The 16,206-nt window shown below is 39.4% G+C and carries 13 protein-coding genes; 9 read left to right on the forward strand and 4 right to left on the reverse strand.

Annotation, left to right across the window (positions count from 1 at the left end; all coding sequences use genetic code 11):
- Window positions 1–9: 9 nt before the first annotated feature.
- Window positions 10–1,131 carry a DEAD/DEAH box helicase gene (locus BLR62_RS09420; RefSeq protein WP_090796215.1) on the forward strand — a complete coding sequence of 374 codons (1,122 nt, stop codon included), beginning with the start codon at window positions 10–12 and terminating at the stop codon, window positions 1,129–1,131.
- A 54-nt stretch (window positions 1,132–1,185) separates the two neighbouring features.
- Here BLR62_RS09420 and trhA read toward each other — a convergent pair whose 3' ends face one another.
- Window positions 1,186–1,830: a PAQR family membrane homeostasis protein TrhA gene (gene trhA / locus BLR62_RS09425; protein ID WP_090796217.1), complete on the reverse strand. Its 645-nt coding sequence runs from the start codon at window positions 1,828–1,830 to the stop codon at window positions 1,186–1,188.
- A gap of 170 nt (window positions 1,831–2,000) precedes the next feature.
- Between trhA and BLR62_RS09430 the strand changes: the two genes are divergently transcribed.
- From BLR62_RS09430 to BLR62_RS09455, 6 genes are all read left to right on the forward strand, one after another.
- On the forward strand, window positions 2,001–2,357 hold the full coding sequence (locus BLR62_RS09430; RefSeq protein WP_090796219.1) for an ArsR/SmtB family transcription factor: 357 nt from the start codon (window positions 2,001–2,003) through the stop codon (window positions 2,355–2,357).
- 12 nt (window positions 2,358–2,369) lie between these two features.
- Window positions 2,370–2,789: an arsenate reductase (thioredoxin) gene (gene arsC / locus BLR62_RS09435; RefSeq protein WP_090796221.1), complete on the forward strand. Its 420-nt coding sequence runs from the start codon at window positions 2,370–2,372 to the stop codon at window positions 2,787–2,789.
- 21 nt (window positions 2,790–2,810) lie between these two features.
- Window positions 2,811–3,869 carry an ACR3 family arsenite efflux transporter gene (gene arsB / locus BLR62_RS09440; protein WP_090796223.1) on the forward strand — a complete coding sequence of 353 codons (1,059 nt, stop codon included), beginning with the start codon at window positions 2,811–2,813 and terminating at the stop codon, window positions 3,867–3,869.
- A 186-nt stretch (window positions 3,870–4,055) separates the two neighbouring features.
- Window positions 4,056–5,582, forward strand: a complete 1,527-nt coding sequence (locus BLR62_RS09445) for an AbgT family transporter (protein ID WP_090796225.1) — start codon at window positions 4,056–4,058, stop codon at window positions 5,580–5,582.
- A gap of 220 nt (window positions 5,583–5,802) precedes the next feature.
- Window positions 5,803–7,242 (forward strand): DEAD/DEAH box helicase, encoded by a 1,440-nt coding sequence (locus tag BLR62_RS09450; RefSeq protein ID WP_090796227.1) that lies wholly within the window; start codon window positions 5,803–5,805, stop codon window positions 7,240–7,242.
- Between the two features lie 93 nt (window positions 7,243–7,335).
- Window positions 7,336–9,030, forward strand: coding sequence for an FAD-dependent oxidoreductase (locus tag BLR62_RS09455; protein WP_090796229.1), 1,695 nt, complete (start codon window positions 7,336–7,338; stop codon window positions 9,028–9,030).
- A gap of 71 nt (window positions 9,031–9,101) precedes the next feature.
- Here the strand turns inward: BLR62_RS09455 and BLR62_RS09460 are convergent, their stop codons facing one another.
- From BLR62_RS09460 to BLR62_RS09470, 3 genes are all read right to left on the reverse strand, one after another.
- Complete coding sequence (locus BLR62_RS09460; protein WP_090796231.1) at window positions 9,102–11,150, reverse strand: CocE/NonD family hydrolase; 2,049 nt, start codon at window positions 11,148–11,150, stop codon at window positions 9,102–9,104.
- A 15-nt stretch (window positions 11,151–11,165) separates the two neighbouring features.
- Window positions 11,166–11,870 carry a TetR family transcriptional regulator gene (locus tag BLR62_RS09465; RefSeq protein ID WP_090796234.1) on the reverse strand — a complete coding sequence of 235 codons (705 nt, stop codon included), beginning with the start codon at window positions 11,868–11,870 and terminating at the stop codon, window positions 11,166–11,168.
- Between the two features lie 141 nt (window positions 11,871–12,011).
- Complete coding sequence (locus tag BLR62_RS09470) at window positions 12,012–12,968, reverse strand: ribose-phosphate diphosphokinase (RefSeq protein ID WP_425438873.1); 957 nt, start codon at window positions 12,966–12,968, stop codon at window positions 12,012–12,014.
- A gap of 83 nt (window positions 12,969–13,051) precedes the next feature.
- Between BLR62_RS09470 and BLR62_RS09475 the strand changes: the two genes are divergently transcribed.
- Window positions 13,052–13,975: an AraC family transcriptional regulator gene (locus BLR62_RS09475; protein WP_245719445.1), complete on the forward strand. Its 924-nt coding sequence runs from the start codon at window positions 13,052–13,054 to the stop codon at window positions 13,973–13,975.
- Window positions 13,976–14,104: 129 nt separating this feature from the next.
- Window positions 14,105–16,162 (forward strand): beta-galactosidase, encoded by a 2,058-nt coding sequence (locus BLR62_RS09480; protein WP_090796236.1) that lies wholly within the window; start codon window positions 14,105–14,107, stop codon window positions 16,160–16,162.
- Window positions 16,163–16,206: the final 44 nt, after the last annotated feature.

Genomic DNA, 16,206 nt, shown 5'->3' on the forward strand with positions numbered 1-16,206 from the left:
GAGTTTGACATGACATTAGAACGGGTTGCACCAACATTCACACAACAATGGACAGAACAAGGATTTACAGATTTAACGACGATTCAACAAAAAGTCATGCCACAATTATCACGTGGCGAAGATGTCTTATATACAGCACCAACAGGAAGTGGCAAGACACTTGCTTATTTACTACCGGCCTTAGAGAAAATTGATATAAGTCAAAAACAGATGCAAGTCTTAATCTTGGCCTCATCACATGAATTGGTCATGCAAATTCAGGAAGTGATCCGTGATTTCACGAACAATTCCGATATGGTGTCACAAGCATTAATTGGTGGTGCGAACATTAAACGCCAAATTGAAAAATTGAAGAAAAAGCCGCATATTGTGGTTGGAACACCAGGACGCATTTTGGAGTTAATCGACCGAAAAAAATTAAAAGTTCATCAAGTGAACACGATGATTTTAGATGAAGCGGATCAGCTTTTTGTCCCAGAACATGAGCCTACGATTGAAATGATTATTAAGCATACACCAAAACAAAAACAGTTTGTCATGACAACAGCAACTTATTCTGACGTTTTGTCTGAAAAAGCGAAAGAATTTATGACAGCGCCTCAAGAAATAACGGTTGATCGTCATGATGAAGTGCTGCCAGATTTAGCACATGGCTACATCGTTACCCCATCTAGAGAGAAAGTGGATCGCTTACGTCAAGTGATTAGACACGAAGCGAGTCAGCCACTTGTCTTTTTTAATGATATTGGGTCGTTAAACGTCGCTGAGGAAAAACTTTTATATCATAACTTAACTGTTAAATCATTGCATGGTGATGTGGATAAGCAAAAGCGTGAACAGGCCATTCGTGAATTTAGGCAAGGAAAGCTTGATGCTCTACTTGCGACTGATGTGGCTGCACGAGGACTTGATATTAAGGGGTTAACATTAGTTATTGCGATGGATGTACCTAAACAAGTTGATCAGTACTTAAACCGATCTGGACGTACCGGTCGATTAGGATCAGACGGTGGAGAGGTGTTATCCATCCTCAATCAATCTGAACGTGATGAATTGAAGAAGAAATTAAAATCGCAAGACTTTATATTGACAGAATATACTTTGGAACGTGGGAAACGAAAACAAGTATAAAGAAATGAAACGGGCGCGCTACTCTAATTTAGAGTAACACGCCCGTTTTTATTGTTAGTGCGGAAGTAAATAGATGATCACACAGAAGAAATGGGTGATCGTTGCTGCTAAAACGAAAAGGTGCCAAATCATATGGTGGAATTTAAAGCCACGCCAAACATAAAAGACAGCGCCAAACGTGTAAAGAATACCACCAACGACTAGCATAATAATGCCTTCTCTTGCTAAATTGGCAACGAGTGTTGGCCACGTGAAAATAATGAGCCAACCCATAATGATGTACAGGATTGTAGAGATAAAAACAAAGTCACGAACGAAAAATACTTTAAAGATCGTACCACCGATCGCTAATGCCCAAACGATGCCAAAAAGCGTCCAGCCAACTGGTCCTCTGACGACTGTTAATAGAAAAGGGGTGTATGAGCCTGCGATGAAGAAATAAATAGATGAATGATCTAATATTTCAAAGATCGATTTTCCTTTTCCTTCAGGCAAACTATGTAAAAGGGTCGATGAAGTATATAAAAAAAACATTGTAATGCCATAGATTGTAAAACTGACAATGTGCCAAGCATTCCCGTGTAGTGAAGAAAATACGATTAAAAACACTAAAGCAACAACACTAAACAACATCCCCACGCCATGCGTGATGGCATTGGCAATTTCTTCTCCTAATGTAAAACGGTGTGTCTTTCCCATGATTATTCCCTCACTTTAAACTCTATACTATCGTTTATTATGCAGTCAATCTAAAAACGATGCAAGTCATATAAAAGATTAAGAAATTGTAAACTTTGATATAAGTAATTGATTATATAAGTAAAATGTTATATGATTTTTTTAGACGATTGATTAAGGAGGATGAAGAGATGGAGAAAACGATCATTTCGATTGAAGAAACGACGGCACTTCTGAAGTTGTTAAGTGATAAAACACGGTTAACGATGTTAAAGCTTTTGGAATCCGATGAATGCTGCGTTTGTGAATTTGTTGAACTGTTTCAAATGTCACAACCGGCGATTAGTCAACATTTAAAAAAACTCCGTTCAGCTAGTGTCGTTAATGAAACAAGAAGAGGGCAATGGGTGTTTTACTCATTGAACGATCAACATCCGATGTATCCATTAATTCAATCGATTTTGTCTGAAGTCGAAAGTCAAGATGATAAGGTGCAACATTTAATCGAGTCCGGCACGCGTGTGACGTGTTGTGTGGATCCAAAATAAGGGGGAGCAAAAATGGAGAAAAAATTGATTTATTTTTTATGTACAGGTAATTCTTGTCGCAGTCAGATGGCAGAGGGATTTGCGAAAAAGCACTTGTCTGATGAATGGGAAGTAAAAAGTGCAGGAATTGAAGCACATGGCCTTAATCCAAAAGCTGTTGAGGCGATGAAAGAAGTCGATATTGATATTAGTAACCAAGAATCGTCAATGATCGATATGGATTTGTTAAATCAAGCAACACTTGCTGTGACATTATGTGGTGATGCAAAAGATAAATGTCCAATGACGCCTCCTGAGGTCAAGCGTGATCATTGGGGATTTGATGATCCAGCACGCGCTACAGGTACAGAGCAAGAGCAGTGGGCAGTGTTTAGACGTGTGCGTGATGAAATTGAAGCACGCATTTTAAGATTTAAAGAAACGGGCGAATAACCAAAAAGAAGGGGTGCAAGTATGAGCGAAACAAAAAATACAGGGATTAGCTTTTTTGAACGCTATTTAACCGTTTGGGTTTTATTATGTATGGTCGGTGGCGTTTTTATTTCTCAAGTATTTCCGGGTGTTGCTGAATTTTTATCTCAATTTGAATATGCAGAAATTTCAATCCCGATTGCGATCTTAATTTGGGTGATGATTTATCCAATGATGATGAAGGTTGATTTTCAAAGTGTGAAGCATGTGAGTCGTGATCGAAAAGGGTTATATGTGACATGGGTTGTTAACTGGCTCATTAAGCCATTTACAATGTATGGCATTGCTTATTTCTTTTTCTATGTTGTGTTTAGTCCATTTATTTCTGAATCTTTAGCACAAGATTATGTGGCTGGAGCGGTCATTTTAGGGGCTGCACCTTGTACAGCGATGGTCTTTGTTTGGAGTCATTTAACAAAAGGAAATCCAGCGTATACGGTTGTTCAAGTTGCGACAAACGACTTAATCGTTTTATTTGCGTATACACCTATTGTTGCTTTTTTATTAGGGGTCACAGGAATTACCGTGCCATGGGATACACTTATTTTATCGATCGTATTATTTGTGGTGGTTCCACTTGTTGCTGGTTTACTTACGCGTATGCACCTTGTTAATAAGAAGGGGACTGAGTATTTCGAAAAGCAATTTTTACCTAAATTTGATAATACGACAACATCTGGACTATTATTGACGTTACTCATTATCTTTATTTTCCAAGGCAATACGATTATGGATAATACGGCGCATATCGCGTTAATAGGTGTACCATTAATTATTCAAACGTTTTTCATTTTCTTTATTGCATATTTTGCCTCGAAAAAAATGCGTTTAAGTCACGATGTAGCAGCACCGGCTGCTATGATCGGTGCGTCCAACTTTTTCGAGTTGTCCGTTGCCGTTGCCATTGCGTTATTTGGAGTCGCATCTCCTGTTGCACTGGCAGTAACAGTCGGTATTATCGTCGAAGTACCGGTTATGCTCGGGCTTGTAAAAATCGCAAACGAGACCAAGAGTTGGTTTCCTAAAAAGTCTATGAACTGATACAGAAAAAGGGTCGCAAAGAGCGATCCTTTTTTGGTGCAAAAGTATGAAAATTTTTAATTATTCGTCTATTTGCATTTCCCTTTAAATTTGGATGAGTAGTACTTATAATGGTTGAGATTCTAACTTGATTTAGGTGGAATTATCAGAAAAATAAAATTTTTATATGTGAAGGGGAGTTTTTTTATGTCTGAAAAAAGAAAGGGTTTTTTTCAACGCTTTCTCGATATAGTTGAAAGAGGTGGAAACCGTCTACCTCATCCCGTGACGCTATTTGCGATTTTGTCATTGCTTGTCATTGTCGCCTCAGCCATTGTCGCAGCAACGGGTCTTGAGGTTGAGCATCCGGGTGAAGCGGGTGAAATGATCTCTGCAAATAGTTTGTTAACTCGTGATGGTGTTCAGTATTTATTCACATCAATGGTTGATAATTTTATTAACTTCGCACCACTTGGTGTTGTACTAGCTAGTATGTTAGGGATTGGACTAGCAGAGCGTACTGGCCTAATTAGTGCCTTGTTGCGTGGCTTTGTTATGTCTGTTCCAAAACCATTGATTACGGGTGGTCTTGTATTTGCAGGTATTATGTCCAGTTTGGCATCTGATGCTGGATATGTTGTTTTACCGCCACTTGGTGCTGTCATCTTTATTGCGATTGGACGACATCCCGTAGCAGGTATTGCGGCTGCTTTTGCGGGTGTGTCTGCAGGATTTAGTGCGAATTTGTTATTGTCATCACTTGATCCGATGCTTGGTAATATTACGATGGATGCAGCGAGCATTATTAATCCAGCATATGCTGATCAGATGAATATTGCGATGAACTATTACTTTGTTTTTGCATCTGTGTTCCTTTTAACACTTGTCGGTGCTTTTGTCACAGAAAGAATTGTTGAGCCTCGTTTAGGTGAGTATAAGGGAGGATCTACTGAAGATGTTACGGGTCTTACGACAATGGAGAAGAAAGGTTTATTGTATGCAGGACTCGCAACACTTGTAACGCTTGTTGCGATTGGTTTACTCGTTGTGCCATCTAATGGTCTCTTAAGAGCAGATGACGGTGGTGTTGTAGATTCACCATTTATGGCGTCACTTGTTCCGGTCATTATGATTGTCTTTTTCATCCCAGGTCTTGTTTACGGTAAAGTAATGGGTGTTATTAATAGTGACCGAGATATGGCGAATCAGTTGTCAGATACGATGGCATCAATGGGGATGTTTATCGTCTTAGCCTTCACAGCAGGTCAGTTTGTCGCTTATTTTGCTGAGTCAAATTTAGGTTTATTAATTGGCGTTTTAGGCGCTGAATTTTTAGATTCAATTAATATGGGTGGCATTCCGCTGATTGTAACATTTATTCTAGTATCGGGTGTGATCAATTTATTTATCGGTAGTGCATCAGCGAAGTGGGCCATGATGGCGCCAGTCTTTGTTCCGATTATGATGCAACAAGGATATTCACCGGAACTAACGCAAATGGCATATCGTATTGCGGACTCAACGACGAATATTATTTCACCTTTAATGCCTTATTTTGCGATGATTATTGTGTTTGTTCAGAAATATGATAAGAAAATGGGAATTGGAACGTTGATCTCAACGATGTTCCCGTACACCGTGTTCTTTACGATTACGTGGATTTTGATGTTGGTTGTCTGGATGTTAACGGGACTTGATCTTGGACCAGGTTCACCAATTGAATATATGATGTAATTCGTGTGAAAAGCACACAAATTCGAAATTTCGAACACAAATTCCGAAAAAAGCACACAAATTAAAATTTTCGAACACAAATCAAGAAAATAACACACAAATTTTAAAAATTTAACACAAATCCAATCAAAAGCAGACCCTAAAAGCAAAGAGGCGTCTGCTTTTTTGATCATTTCGTGGTATACTCGCGATAAGTCTAAACTAGAAACGGAGCTCAACTATGACATTATTTAAAGACTACGCACTCTCACCGAAGATTATCCGGGCTTTGGATGATTTAAATTTAATTATTCCAACTGATGTTCAGCACGAAACATTACCACATCTTTTAAACCATCAAGACGTACTGGTCAAATCTCAAACAGGAAGCGGGAAAACAGCTGCCTTTTTGATTCCAGTGATCGAGCACCTCGAATGGGAAGAAAAGAAACCTCAAAGTCTTATTTTAGCCCCAACCCGTGAATTAGCGCATCAAATTGCAGAAGAAGCGAGTCTCATCGGTCGTCATAAGCGGATTAAAGCGATTGAAATTGTCGGAAAGCAACCGTTTAAAAAACAAAAGGTTGCCCTATCTCAAAAACAACACATCATCGTCGCGACACCCGGTCGACTTTTGGATCATATTCAAAAAGAAACGATAGATTTAAGTGCGATCAATTGCTTGATCATTGATGAAGCAGATCGTCTGTTTGATATGGGCTTTTTTGATCAAGTGTATGATATTTTAGAACACATTCCGAAAACGAGAGTGACGGGTCTATTTTCAGCGACGTTATCACACGAGATTAATGAGTTAGCAAGTGCACATATGAAAGAGCCAACTCAGATTGAGATGACACCTGATACGCTCGTGGCTGACCGAGTTGATCATTTCTTAGTGTCTGTTGATGAGAAGGATCGAACTGAGCAATTAATCAATACGTTAATTGTTGAAAATCCGACATCAGCACTCGTTTTCTGTCAGACAAAACGACGAGTCGATCAAGTGTATACTGAGCTAAAACGTGAAGGGTATCCGGTGGGAAAGATTCACGGTGATTTAACACAAGAAGAGCGTTTTTCCATTATGGATCAATTTAAAAACCATCAAGTTCGCTATCTAATTGCAACAGACGTGGCAGCTAGAGGCATTGATGTCGATGAATTGTCGTTAATTGTGAATCTAGATATACCGGAAGAGGTGGCAAGTTATGTCCACCGAATAGGTAGAACGGGACGAAAAGATCAAAAGGGACGTGCCATCACATTTGTCAGTGAGAAAGACCGCGGTCAAATTGCACAGATTGAAGTGTATATTTCACAATCCATTGAACAAAGACGTTTACCTTCAGAAAAAGAGGTTAACAAGCACCGAGCTGCACATATGGAAAAATTAAATCAGTCTGTCGATACACAACCCGATCGAACTGAAAAAATGGATGCCTCGATTACCAAATTATATTTTAATGGCGGCAAACAGAAAAAACTGAGAGCAGGCGATTTCGTTGGTGCCATTACATCCATTCCATCAGTGTCAGCGGATGATATTGGTGTCATTTCAATCATGGATCGTCACACGTTTGTTGATATTTTAAACGATAAAGGTGATCACGTGATGGAAGCAATGAAATCAATACCAGTTAAGGGCAAGCAATTGAAAGTATATGTTGCAAATGATTAAGCTAAAAGGTTGAAAATATATACCCCCAGTGGTACAATAATTGTTGTGAAATCAATCACGTAGATAAAGACAATTATTCAGGGGGCAATCAATATGAGTAAACGTATTTTAGTTGTTGGTGGTGTCGCAGGTGGTGCATCTGTTGCCGCTCGTGTTCGCCGATTAGATGAAGATGCAGAAGTGGTGATGTTTGAGCGTGGTCCGCACGTTTCATTTTCCAACTGTGCATTACCTTATCATTTAAGTGGCCAAATTGAACAAAGTGACGATTTAGTTTTGATGAATCCAACGATTTTTCAGACGCAATATAATATCGATGCACGTGTTCATTCAGAAGTCGTTAAGATCGATCCTGAAAAGAAACAGATTGATGTTAAACACGTCCAAACAGGAGAAATCACGCAAGAAGCTTATGATAAATTAGTGTTATCACCGGGTGCAAGTCCAATCGTGCCACCACTTCCAGGTGTTGATCACAATCATGTCTTCACCGTTCGAAATGTGGTTGATATTGATCGGTTAAACAAGTTTGTTCAAAACGATACGGTTGAAGAAGTTACCGTTGTTGGTGGTGGATTCATCGGGCTTGAAGTAGCTGAAAATCTAGTCCATGCGGGTAAGAAAGTCACCTTAGTCGAAGCACAAAATCAAGTGATGGCACCATTTGATTATGATATGGTTCAAATTTTACACAAAGAAATGTCGGATAAAGGGATTCGTCTTATTTTAGATGACGGTCTTGCTTCAATTGAAGAAGATAAACTCACCTTACAATCTGGAACAGAAATTCCATCGCAAGCTGTCGTGATGTCAATTGGTGTTCGTCCTGAGACAAATTTAGCAAAAGATGCCGGTCTTGAAATTGGAAAAACAGGCAGTATTAAAGTCGATCATCATTACTTGACGAGTGACCCGCACATTTATGCTGTTGGGGATGCGATTGAAGTCCACCATAAATTGACGCACCAAAAGACACGCCTCGCACTAGCAGGCCCAGCACAACGTCAGGCTCGTGCAGCGGCTGGTCATATTTATGGTCTGCCATCACGAAACACAGGTGTCATTGGTTCATCTGTCGTGAAAATATTTGATATGAATGCGGCCTCGACGGGTTTGAATGAACGTATGCTCAAATCGCTCGACTATGATTACGATGTGGCGTACGTGATTCCATCTGATAAAGTCGGGATTATGCCAGGTGCGAATCAACTTCATTTTAAATTGTTGTTTGAAGTGCCAAGTGGCCGAATTTTAGGTGCTCAAGCGATTGGTAAAGGAAATGTTGATAAAAGGATTGATGTGATCGCAACGATGATCACGATGAATGGTACGCTAGAAGATTTACAAGAAACAGAGTTAACTTACTCGCCAGTATTTGGGACAGCGAAAGATGTTGTTAACTTCGCAGCATTAGTTGGATTAAATTTATTAAATGGTCGATACAAACAGGTTAAAGTTGATCAAGTTCGAGAATTGGTCGAAAATGATGCGTTTATTATTGATGCGAGGGAAAAAGGTGCATACCGAATGGGGCACTTGAAAAACGCACATCACATTCCGTTAAGCGAGTTCCGTGAGCGTCTTGATGAAATTCCAGAAGATCGACCTGTTTATATTTATTGCCGAAGCGGGCAAACAAGTTATAATATGACACAAGCGCTAACCAATATGGGTTATGAAAATGTCTTTAACATATCAGGTTCATTCTTAGGTGTTAGCTACTATGAGTACTTTAATGACCAAGAACAAAACCGTGAACCGATTGTGACGCGTTATAACTTTAATTAAATCAAATGAAATTACAAAAATAAGCGAATGAAGCCTCCATTTGGGGCATCATTCGCTTATTTACTTATTATTTAATTAAAATCACGAGGGATCTCTTTTTTCCATGTTTTACTTGTTACTTCTTTATCATTTAAAAAAGCTGTGATTTGGCTTGTTAGATAAAATGTGTCGTGATCTGAAGTCATCTCACTAAACGTCTCAACGCGGGTTTGCCAATCACCGCGTCCGACTGTTAGGGCCCACTCACATTGAGCTTTGGCACTTAATGGGTCATTCTCTTTAATGGTATACGTATTTTTATTAATACTACCGTGTTCAATGCCGTTCGACGGGAGGCGACGATTTCCTTCATCGGAATAATCGACAACTTTCCATGTCGAATCAATTGGTTGATGGATAATATCGTACGTTCTTGTTTCGCCTCTTAGGATTTCACGATCCATAATCGGAGCCGTTTCAGGTGCATCAAACGTTCTCACCTGTTGATCAAGACCATTTTCAGTCCGAACAGGCATATCTAAGTGTGTCTGTTCACCTGTTATTAAAGTTAAGGTCACTGGCTTTGGTGATGGCCATGCCTTTGTCCAATACGTCGGTGAAATAGCGACTTCAAGCTGGTGGCCTTTTGGTATTTGCTGACCAAGTGCATCTAATTTCACCTTAACATCATACGTTTTCCCTGTACTTAACGCCTCTGGATGCTCGTGTGAACGATAATGATTTAAGTTTAACATCCCCCAGCTAATTAGCGTTGATTCGCCTGTTGGTGCTTTGTCCATTAACCGAACAGCAATCATAGCATTCTCCTCGTCACTTTGCAGTTGACAAGAAAAGACAGGTTCGCCTAGAAAATCGGTCGTTTCTTCAAGTGGTTCAGAAAGGAACGTGATCGCTTTACCATTTTCCAATCGTTGATCAGCAGGCAAGTCACCCGGTTGACCAAATGGACAAAATGTTCCGGCATAAAAACCATGTTCTTGAACACTAGGAATCGTAATTGCCTCTGAGACTTGATGGTCTTCGGTTAAACGATCTGTTTTAAAATAATACGACTTGTTTTCAACGGTTTCGCTTGGCCAGCTTGCTTCACCAACCCAACGGCCGGGGCGCTTATCGTAACTAACAGCAGGTTTTTCACTATCTTGAATCCATGCGGTTAATTTCGGTTCAGACATAATGCCTGTATCAATATCTTTTAACCAATAATCCCACCATCTTAGCGCTTCTTGAAGAAAACCAATCGCAGGATCAGGCGTTGCCACTTCAGGGTATTCATGTGCCCAAGGCCCGATTAATCCTTTACTATTTGGCAAGTGCTCAAGCATTCTAAAAATAGGATCGGTGTAAGCATCCTGCCAGCCTCCAACAGCAAAAACAGGAATATCAACTTTCTGATAATCTTCATTGATTGATCCGTGTTTCCAATACGCATCACGTCTTTGATGCGATAACCATTCTTCAACAAATGGTGGTGTATTCTCCACACGATCAATCCAATTTTCATACCAACTCTCACCAACTACTGCGGGATCTTGTGGTCTAGCGTTATACGTAAACATGGTCGATGCCCACCATAGCATATCTGAAGCGAGGATATTCCCGCCACGGTAGTGAACGTCATCGTGATAACGATCATCCGTTGAGCAAAGTGTGATCACCGTTTTAAGTGCAGGGTGTTGTCTACTTGCAACTTGCAGGCTATTAAAGCCTCCCCAAGACTTTCCGAACATGCCCACTTTACCAGTTGAGAATGGTTGTTTAATAATCCAATCGATCACTTCAAGGGCATCATCTTGTTCTTCTTTTAAATATTCATCAAATAAAATGCCGTCCGAGTCACCAGTCCCTCTAATATCAACGCGAATACTGGCATAACCATGTCCTGCAAAATATGGGTGGCGAGCTGAATCGCGGATCGCCGTAAAATCATTTTTACGGTAAGGCAAGTATTCTAAAAGGGCTGGAACGGGGTGTTCTTCAGCATCTTTTGGTAACCAAATCGTTGCCGCTAATTTTAAACCGTTTGAGAGCGGGATCATCACATGCTCTCTTTTTTCTACCTCACGTGGGAAATCGGTTTTCACACGTCGTTGCTCTGAATCTTGAATGTTAAATACCATAGATGGTACCTCCTCTTAAGCTAAATTAGGTGAACGGTACTGAATGTGTTCACGCATATGTGCATGGGTAAATTGCAGTACGAGTTCACGGACGCTTTTTAATGTATGGTTTGTTGCGTCATATTTGGTCCAGTTGCGTCTGTTGTTAATAAAGGTCATCATCGTACCTGTCCAGACCATAAAGGTAAGATCAGCTAATTTTTGAATGTCACGTGCTTCGACAAATCCTTCATCAACTGCAGGTTCAATGAATTGTTCACTTCGTTTTGCGAAACTTTCCTCTGTTAATAATGACCTAATTTCATCTGGTACATTGCTGAGGTCATTTGGGAAAATCGTGTAGTATTGATCGAGCAGTGTTTGAGCAGAACCGCCAATGTTATCGATAAATAGTGTTGCGTAAATATGAGGGGATTGAAAACTATGTTTACAAAAACATTCCCATGCATAAAGCCACTTTTCGAGTGTGTTTTGCCCTTTTTTTAAATAGATCGGGAGTTCATCACTATAGGGCTTGGTAAATCGAAGAGCCGCGTAGAATTTCAATTGAGACAAGTCATTGAAATAGTTATAGGCTGTTGAACTCGTATATCCCGCTAAATCAGCTACTTTTCGAATCGTCATCTGTTCAATTCCTTGTTCTAATACAACATCTGTTGCTGCATCGATAAAATATTCCCACATGCGCGTTCGTTGTCGTTCTTTGTTCGACTGAGCCATGTTTGAACCTCCTTATATTATGAACAAATTCATTTTATGAACATGTTCATCAACATGAGATTAGTCTAATTGATTGGTTTACACTTGTCAAATTGACGTTAAAAAACCCCTGATGATTTAAGTCATCAGGGGTTGAGTAGCCTAATAATTAAACAATGTACTAACAGGCTCTTCACGGTGTACGCGTGTAATCGCATCACCAAATAATGGTGCTGTAGATAAAATCGTCATTTTATCTAATTTATCTTCTTCTGGTACGACAATTGTATTGGTGACAACCATTTCTTTAATCGGTGATTCATCAATATACTTGGTTGAGATCCCCGATAGGACAGGGTGTGTACACGTTGCATACACTTCTTTCGCGCCGTTTTTAATTAAAGCTTCTGCACCAGTGGATACGCGTCTTCCAGTATCGACAATGTCATCAATTAAAATCGCCGTTTTACCTTCGATATCCCCTACGACAGAAAGTTGAGGGTTATCATGTTCTCTTGGCCCACGACGATCTAAAATAGCAATCGGTGCATGAATTTCATCAGCAAAGCGACGCGCGCGCTTAACACTCCCATGGTCAGGTGCAACAACAACCACATCTTCTAAATGCTTTTCTTTAAAATAATCAGCTAGAATGGAAATACCATTTAAATGATCAACTGGAATATCGAAAAATCCTTGTGTTTGACTCGCGTGAATATCCATTGACATGACACGATCAGCACCCGCACGTTCAATAATATCAGCCGTTAATTTGGCTGTGATGGGCTCTCTTGATTTCGTTTTACGATCCTGACGAGCATAACCATAGTAAGGGATGACAACATTAATGGATTTTGCTGATGCGCGTTTAAATGCATCAATCATGATTAGAAGCTCCATGATATGTTGATCGGAAGGGTCATTCGTTGATTGGATAATATATGTATCATATCCCCTGACCGTTTCTTCTATATTGATTTGAACTTCACCATCGCTAAATGTTTTAACGGTACATTGACCTAACTCGATCCCTAAATGATCGACAATTTCTTTTGCTAATGGTTTGTTTGAACTAAGGGTGAAAACTTTCATTTCATCACGTAATTTATTGGTAGACACCTATTATCGCTCCTTTTAATTCGACAAGATATGATCTGAATCCATTGTAAAACAAATCACGTGATTTTGCTAGTTTTTATGAAATGATTTGTGCTTTACAATCAGATCACTTTATAATTAAAGAAATAACTACAAAAAAGAAAGTTGGGATCGCGTTGGATGATAAAATACGTTACACATTTTCACCACCAGAGAAGACACTCCCGATTTATTTAGATAGCGTTGGTTATAACCCACAAGAATTAGATTTTGACCGGCCTGAAGGGTATCCTTATTATCATTGGTTGCAGACGATTGAAGGTCAAGGAGTGATTGAATTTAATGATCGCAAGCTAGTTTTAGATCGGCAGAAGGCGGTTCTTTTAGCACCTTACACGCCGCACCGGTATCATCCGAATTATGAACAAACGAGTGATTGGTCGACCGTTTATTTAACGTTTAGTGGAGAAGCCATTGATCAGATTTTAAATGCACTTGATATGAGTCATTCAGCTGTTTATCACGAAGAAGATCAGATTGATTTATTTTATCAGTCATTCCAAACGTTTTTTAATACAATCGAATCCTCAAAAGAGGCGAGCCCGTTAATCGATTATGAATTATCAGGGAAATTGTATCAATTTCTCATGACTGTTAAAAAATACGGAACGATTGACGAACAATTTTCAGCCAATCAATCATATGAAAAAATTAGACCGATCGTTGAATGGTTAGAGCAAGTGTATTCAGAAAATATCGGTTTAATGGAAATATCTGAACAAGCCCACATGAGCTCACAACACTTAAATAAACTGTTCCACGATACATTCGGATTAAGCCCGTATGCGTTTTTAGTCCAACTAAGAATAAGAGAAGCGAAGCGGTTATTGTTAACAGATGTCAATTTAACTTTGAGAGAAATCGCTGAACAAGTTGGGTTTAACGCTGTTAGTCATTTTGTGACAACCTTTAAAAACAAAGAAGGGATGACCCCAAAAAAGTACCGTGATCTTCATGCCTCTAAATGAAGTTTAACTTTATGAAAGTAAGCAAGTAGATTTTACTATTTCAATTTATGTGAAACCGTTTTATACTGTAATAAGTAAGTTAAATTAATTTATAATTTAACATAATAACCGACGTTAGGATGATTAAAAATGTTTAAACCATTTAATGAAAAAGTACCGAAAATGCTACATGGTGCTGACTATAATCCGGAACAATGGCTCGACTATCCTGAAATATTTGAAGAAGATTTAAGGTTGATGAAACTTGCAAATGTCAATGTTATGTCAGTGGGGATCTTTTCATGGGCAAAACTAGAACCAGAAGAAGGCGTTTATGATTTTGAATGGATGGATCACGTTATTGACAGACTCTATGAGAATGGAATCAGTGTTTTCTTAGCAACGCCGAGTGGGGCGCGTCCGACTTGGATGTCAGAGAAGTATCCAGAAGTATTAAGAGTGGAATCCAATCGTGTTCGCAATTTACATGGTATGCGTCATAACCATTGCTACACATCACCTGTTTACCGAGAAAAAATTGAACAGATGAATACGAAATTAGCTGAACGTTACAGCAAGCATCCTGGTGTGATTGCATGGCACATTTCAAACGAGTATGGTGGCGAGTGCCATTGTGATTATTGCCAAGCTGCATTTCGCGAATGGGTAAAAGATAAATACAAAACGTTAGATGCCTTAAACCATGCGTGGTGGACAACATTTTGGAGTCATACGTATACGAGCTTTTCTCAAGTTGAATCACCAGCTCCTCACGGTGAGACGATGGTACATGGTCAAAATCTAGACTGGAAACGATTCGTGACGGATCAGACGCTTGATTTTTATCGTCATGAAATCAAACCATTACGTGCTAAAGATCCTAATATTCCAGTAACGGCTAACTTCATGGAATTATTTGAAGGATTAAATTATGATAAATTTGCAGATGATTTAGATGTGGTATCTTGGGATTCTTATCCAACTTGGCATGATTTTGAGGATGAACGAGGTGTTGCAAGCTATACAGCGATGAATCATGATTGGTTCCGCGCATTAAAAGGTGGAAAACCATTCTTGTTAATGGAATCGACACCGAGCTTAACGAACTGGCAAGACATCAGTAAGCTTAAAAAACCGGGCATGCATCTGCTTTCTTCACTACAAGCTGTCGCACACGGATCCGATTCTGTCCAATATTTCCAGTGGCGTAAGAGCCGTGGCTCAAGTGAAAAATTCCACGGGGCTGTCGTTGATCACGTAGGCCACGAACATACACGTGTGTTTAAGGAAGTATCGGTTGTCGGTGAGACGTTAAGTCAGCTTGATGATCTGCCTGGTGCATCTGTTAAGCCTGAAGTCGCGATTATTTTTGATAATGAAAATAGATGGGCCATTAAAGATGCCCAAGGGCCGCGTAATATTGGTGTTCACTATGAAAAAACAGTTCATGAGCACTATCAAGCTTTCTGGGAACAAGGTATTCCTGTTGATGTGATTGGGATGGATCGTGATTTATCCGATTATAAACTGGTTATTGCACCGATGCTTTATATGGTGAGAGAAGGTGTTGGCGAGAAGATTGAACAATTCACAAAGGCAGGCGGGACGTTTGTTTCGACTTACTGGTCCGGTATTGTAAATGAACATGATCTTTGCTTTTTAGGCGGATTTCCAGGCCCACTTCGTCAAACCCTCGGCATTTGGTCGGAAGAAATTGATGCCTTATATGACCATGAACAAAATGGTCTTTTATTTGAAGGTAAAAATAATTTGAGTTTATCAGGTCAGTATCAAATTAAAGAATTGTGTGACTTAATCCATCTTGAATCGGCAGAAGCTCTTGCCTATTATACCGATGACTTTTATCAAGGACGTCCAGCCGTTACGGTTAATTCTTTTGGCAAGGGTCAAGCGTATTATTTAGCGGGTCGAACAACACTCGATTTCAACCGTGATTTTTACCGTCAATTAGCAAAAACAACTGGATTAAAACGAGTTGTGGAAACCCACTTACCTAAAGATGTGACGGCTACCATTCGTTCAAATGATACACATGATTTTATCTTTATCCAAAACTTCTCAAATGAAGAAAAGCAAATGGATCTAGATCACTATTCATATGTTGATGTGGTAACGAATGAGCCAACTAATCAGAGTCTTTTATTAACGCCATATAGCATTCAAGTCTTAAAACGTAAACGATCATAATTATAAAACAAGTTGGAAAGCTTTAGTAAATGCTAAAGCTTTTT

The sequence above is a fragment of the Pelagirhabdus alkalitolerans genome (assembly GCF_900096905.1).
Lineage (GTDB): Bacteria > Bacillota > Bacilli > Bacillales > Amphibacillaceae > Pelagirhabdus > Pelagirhabdus alkalitolerans.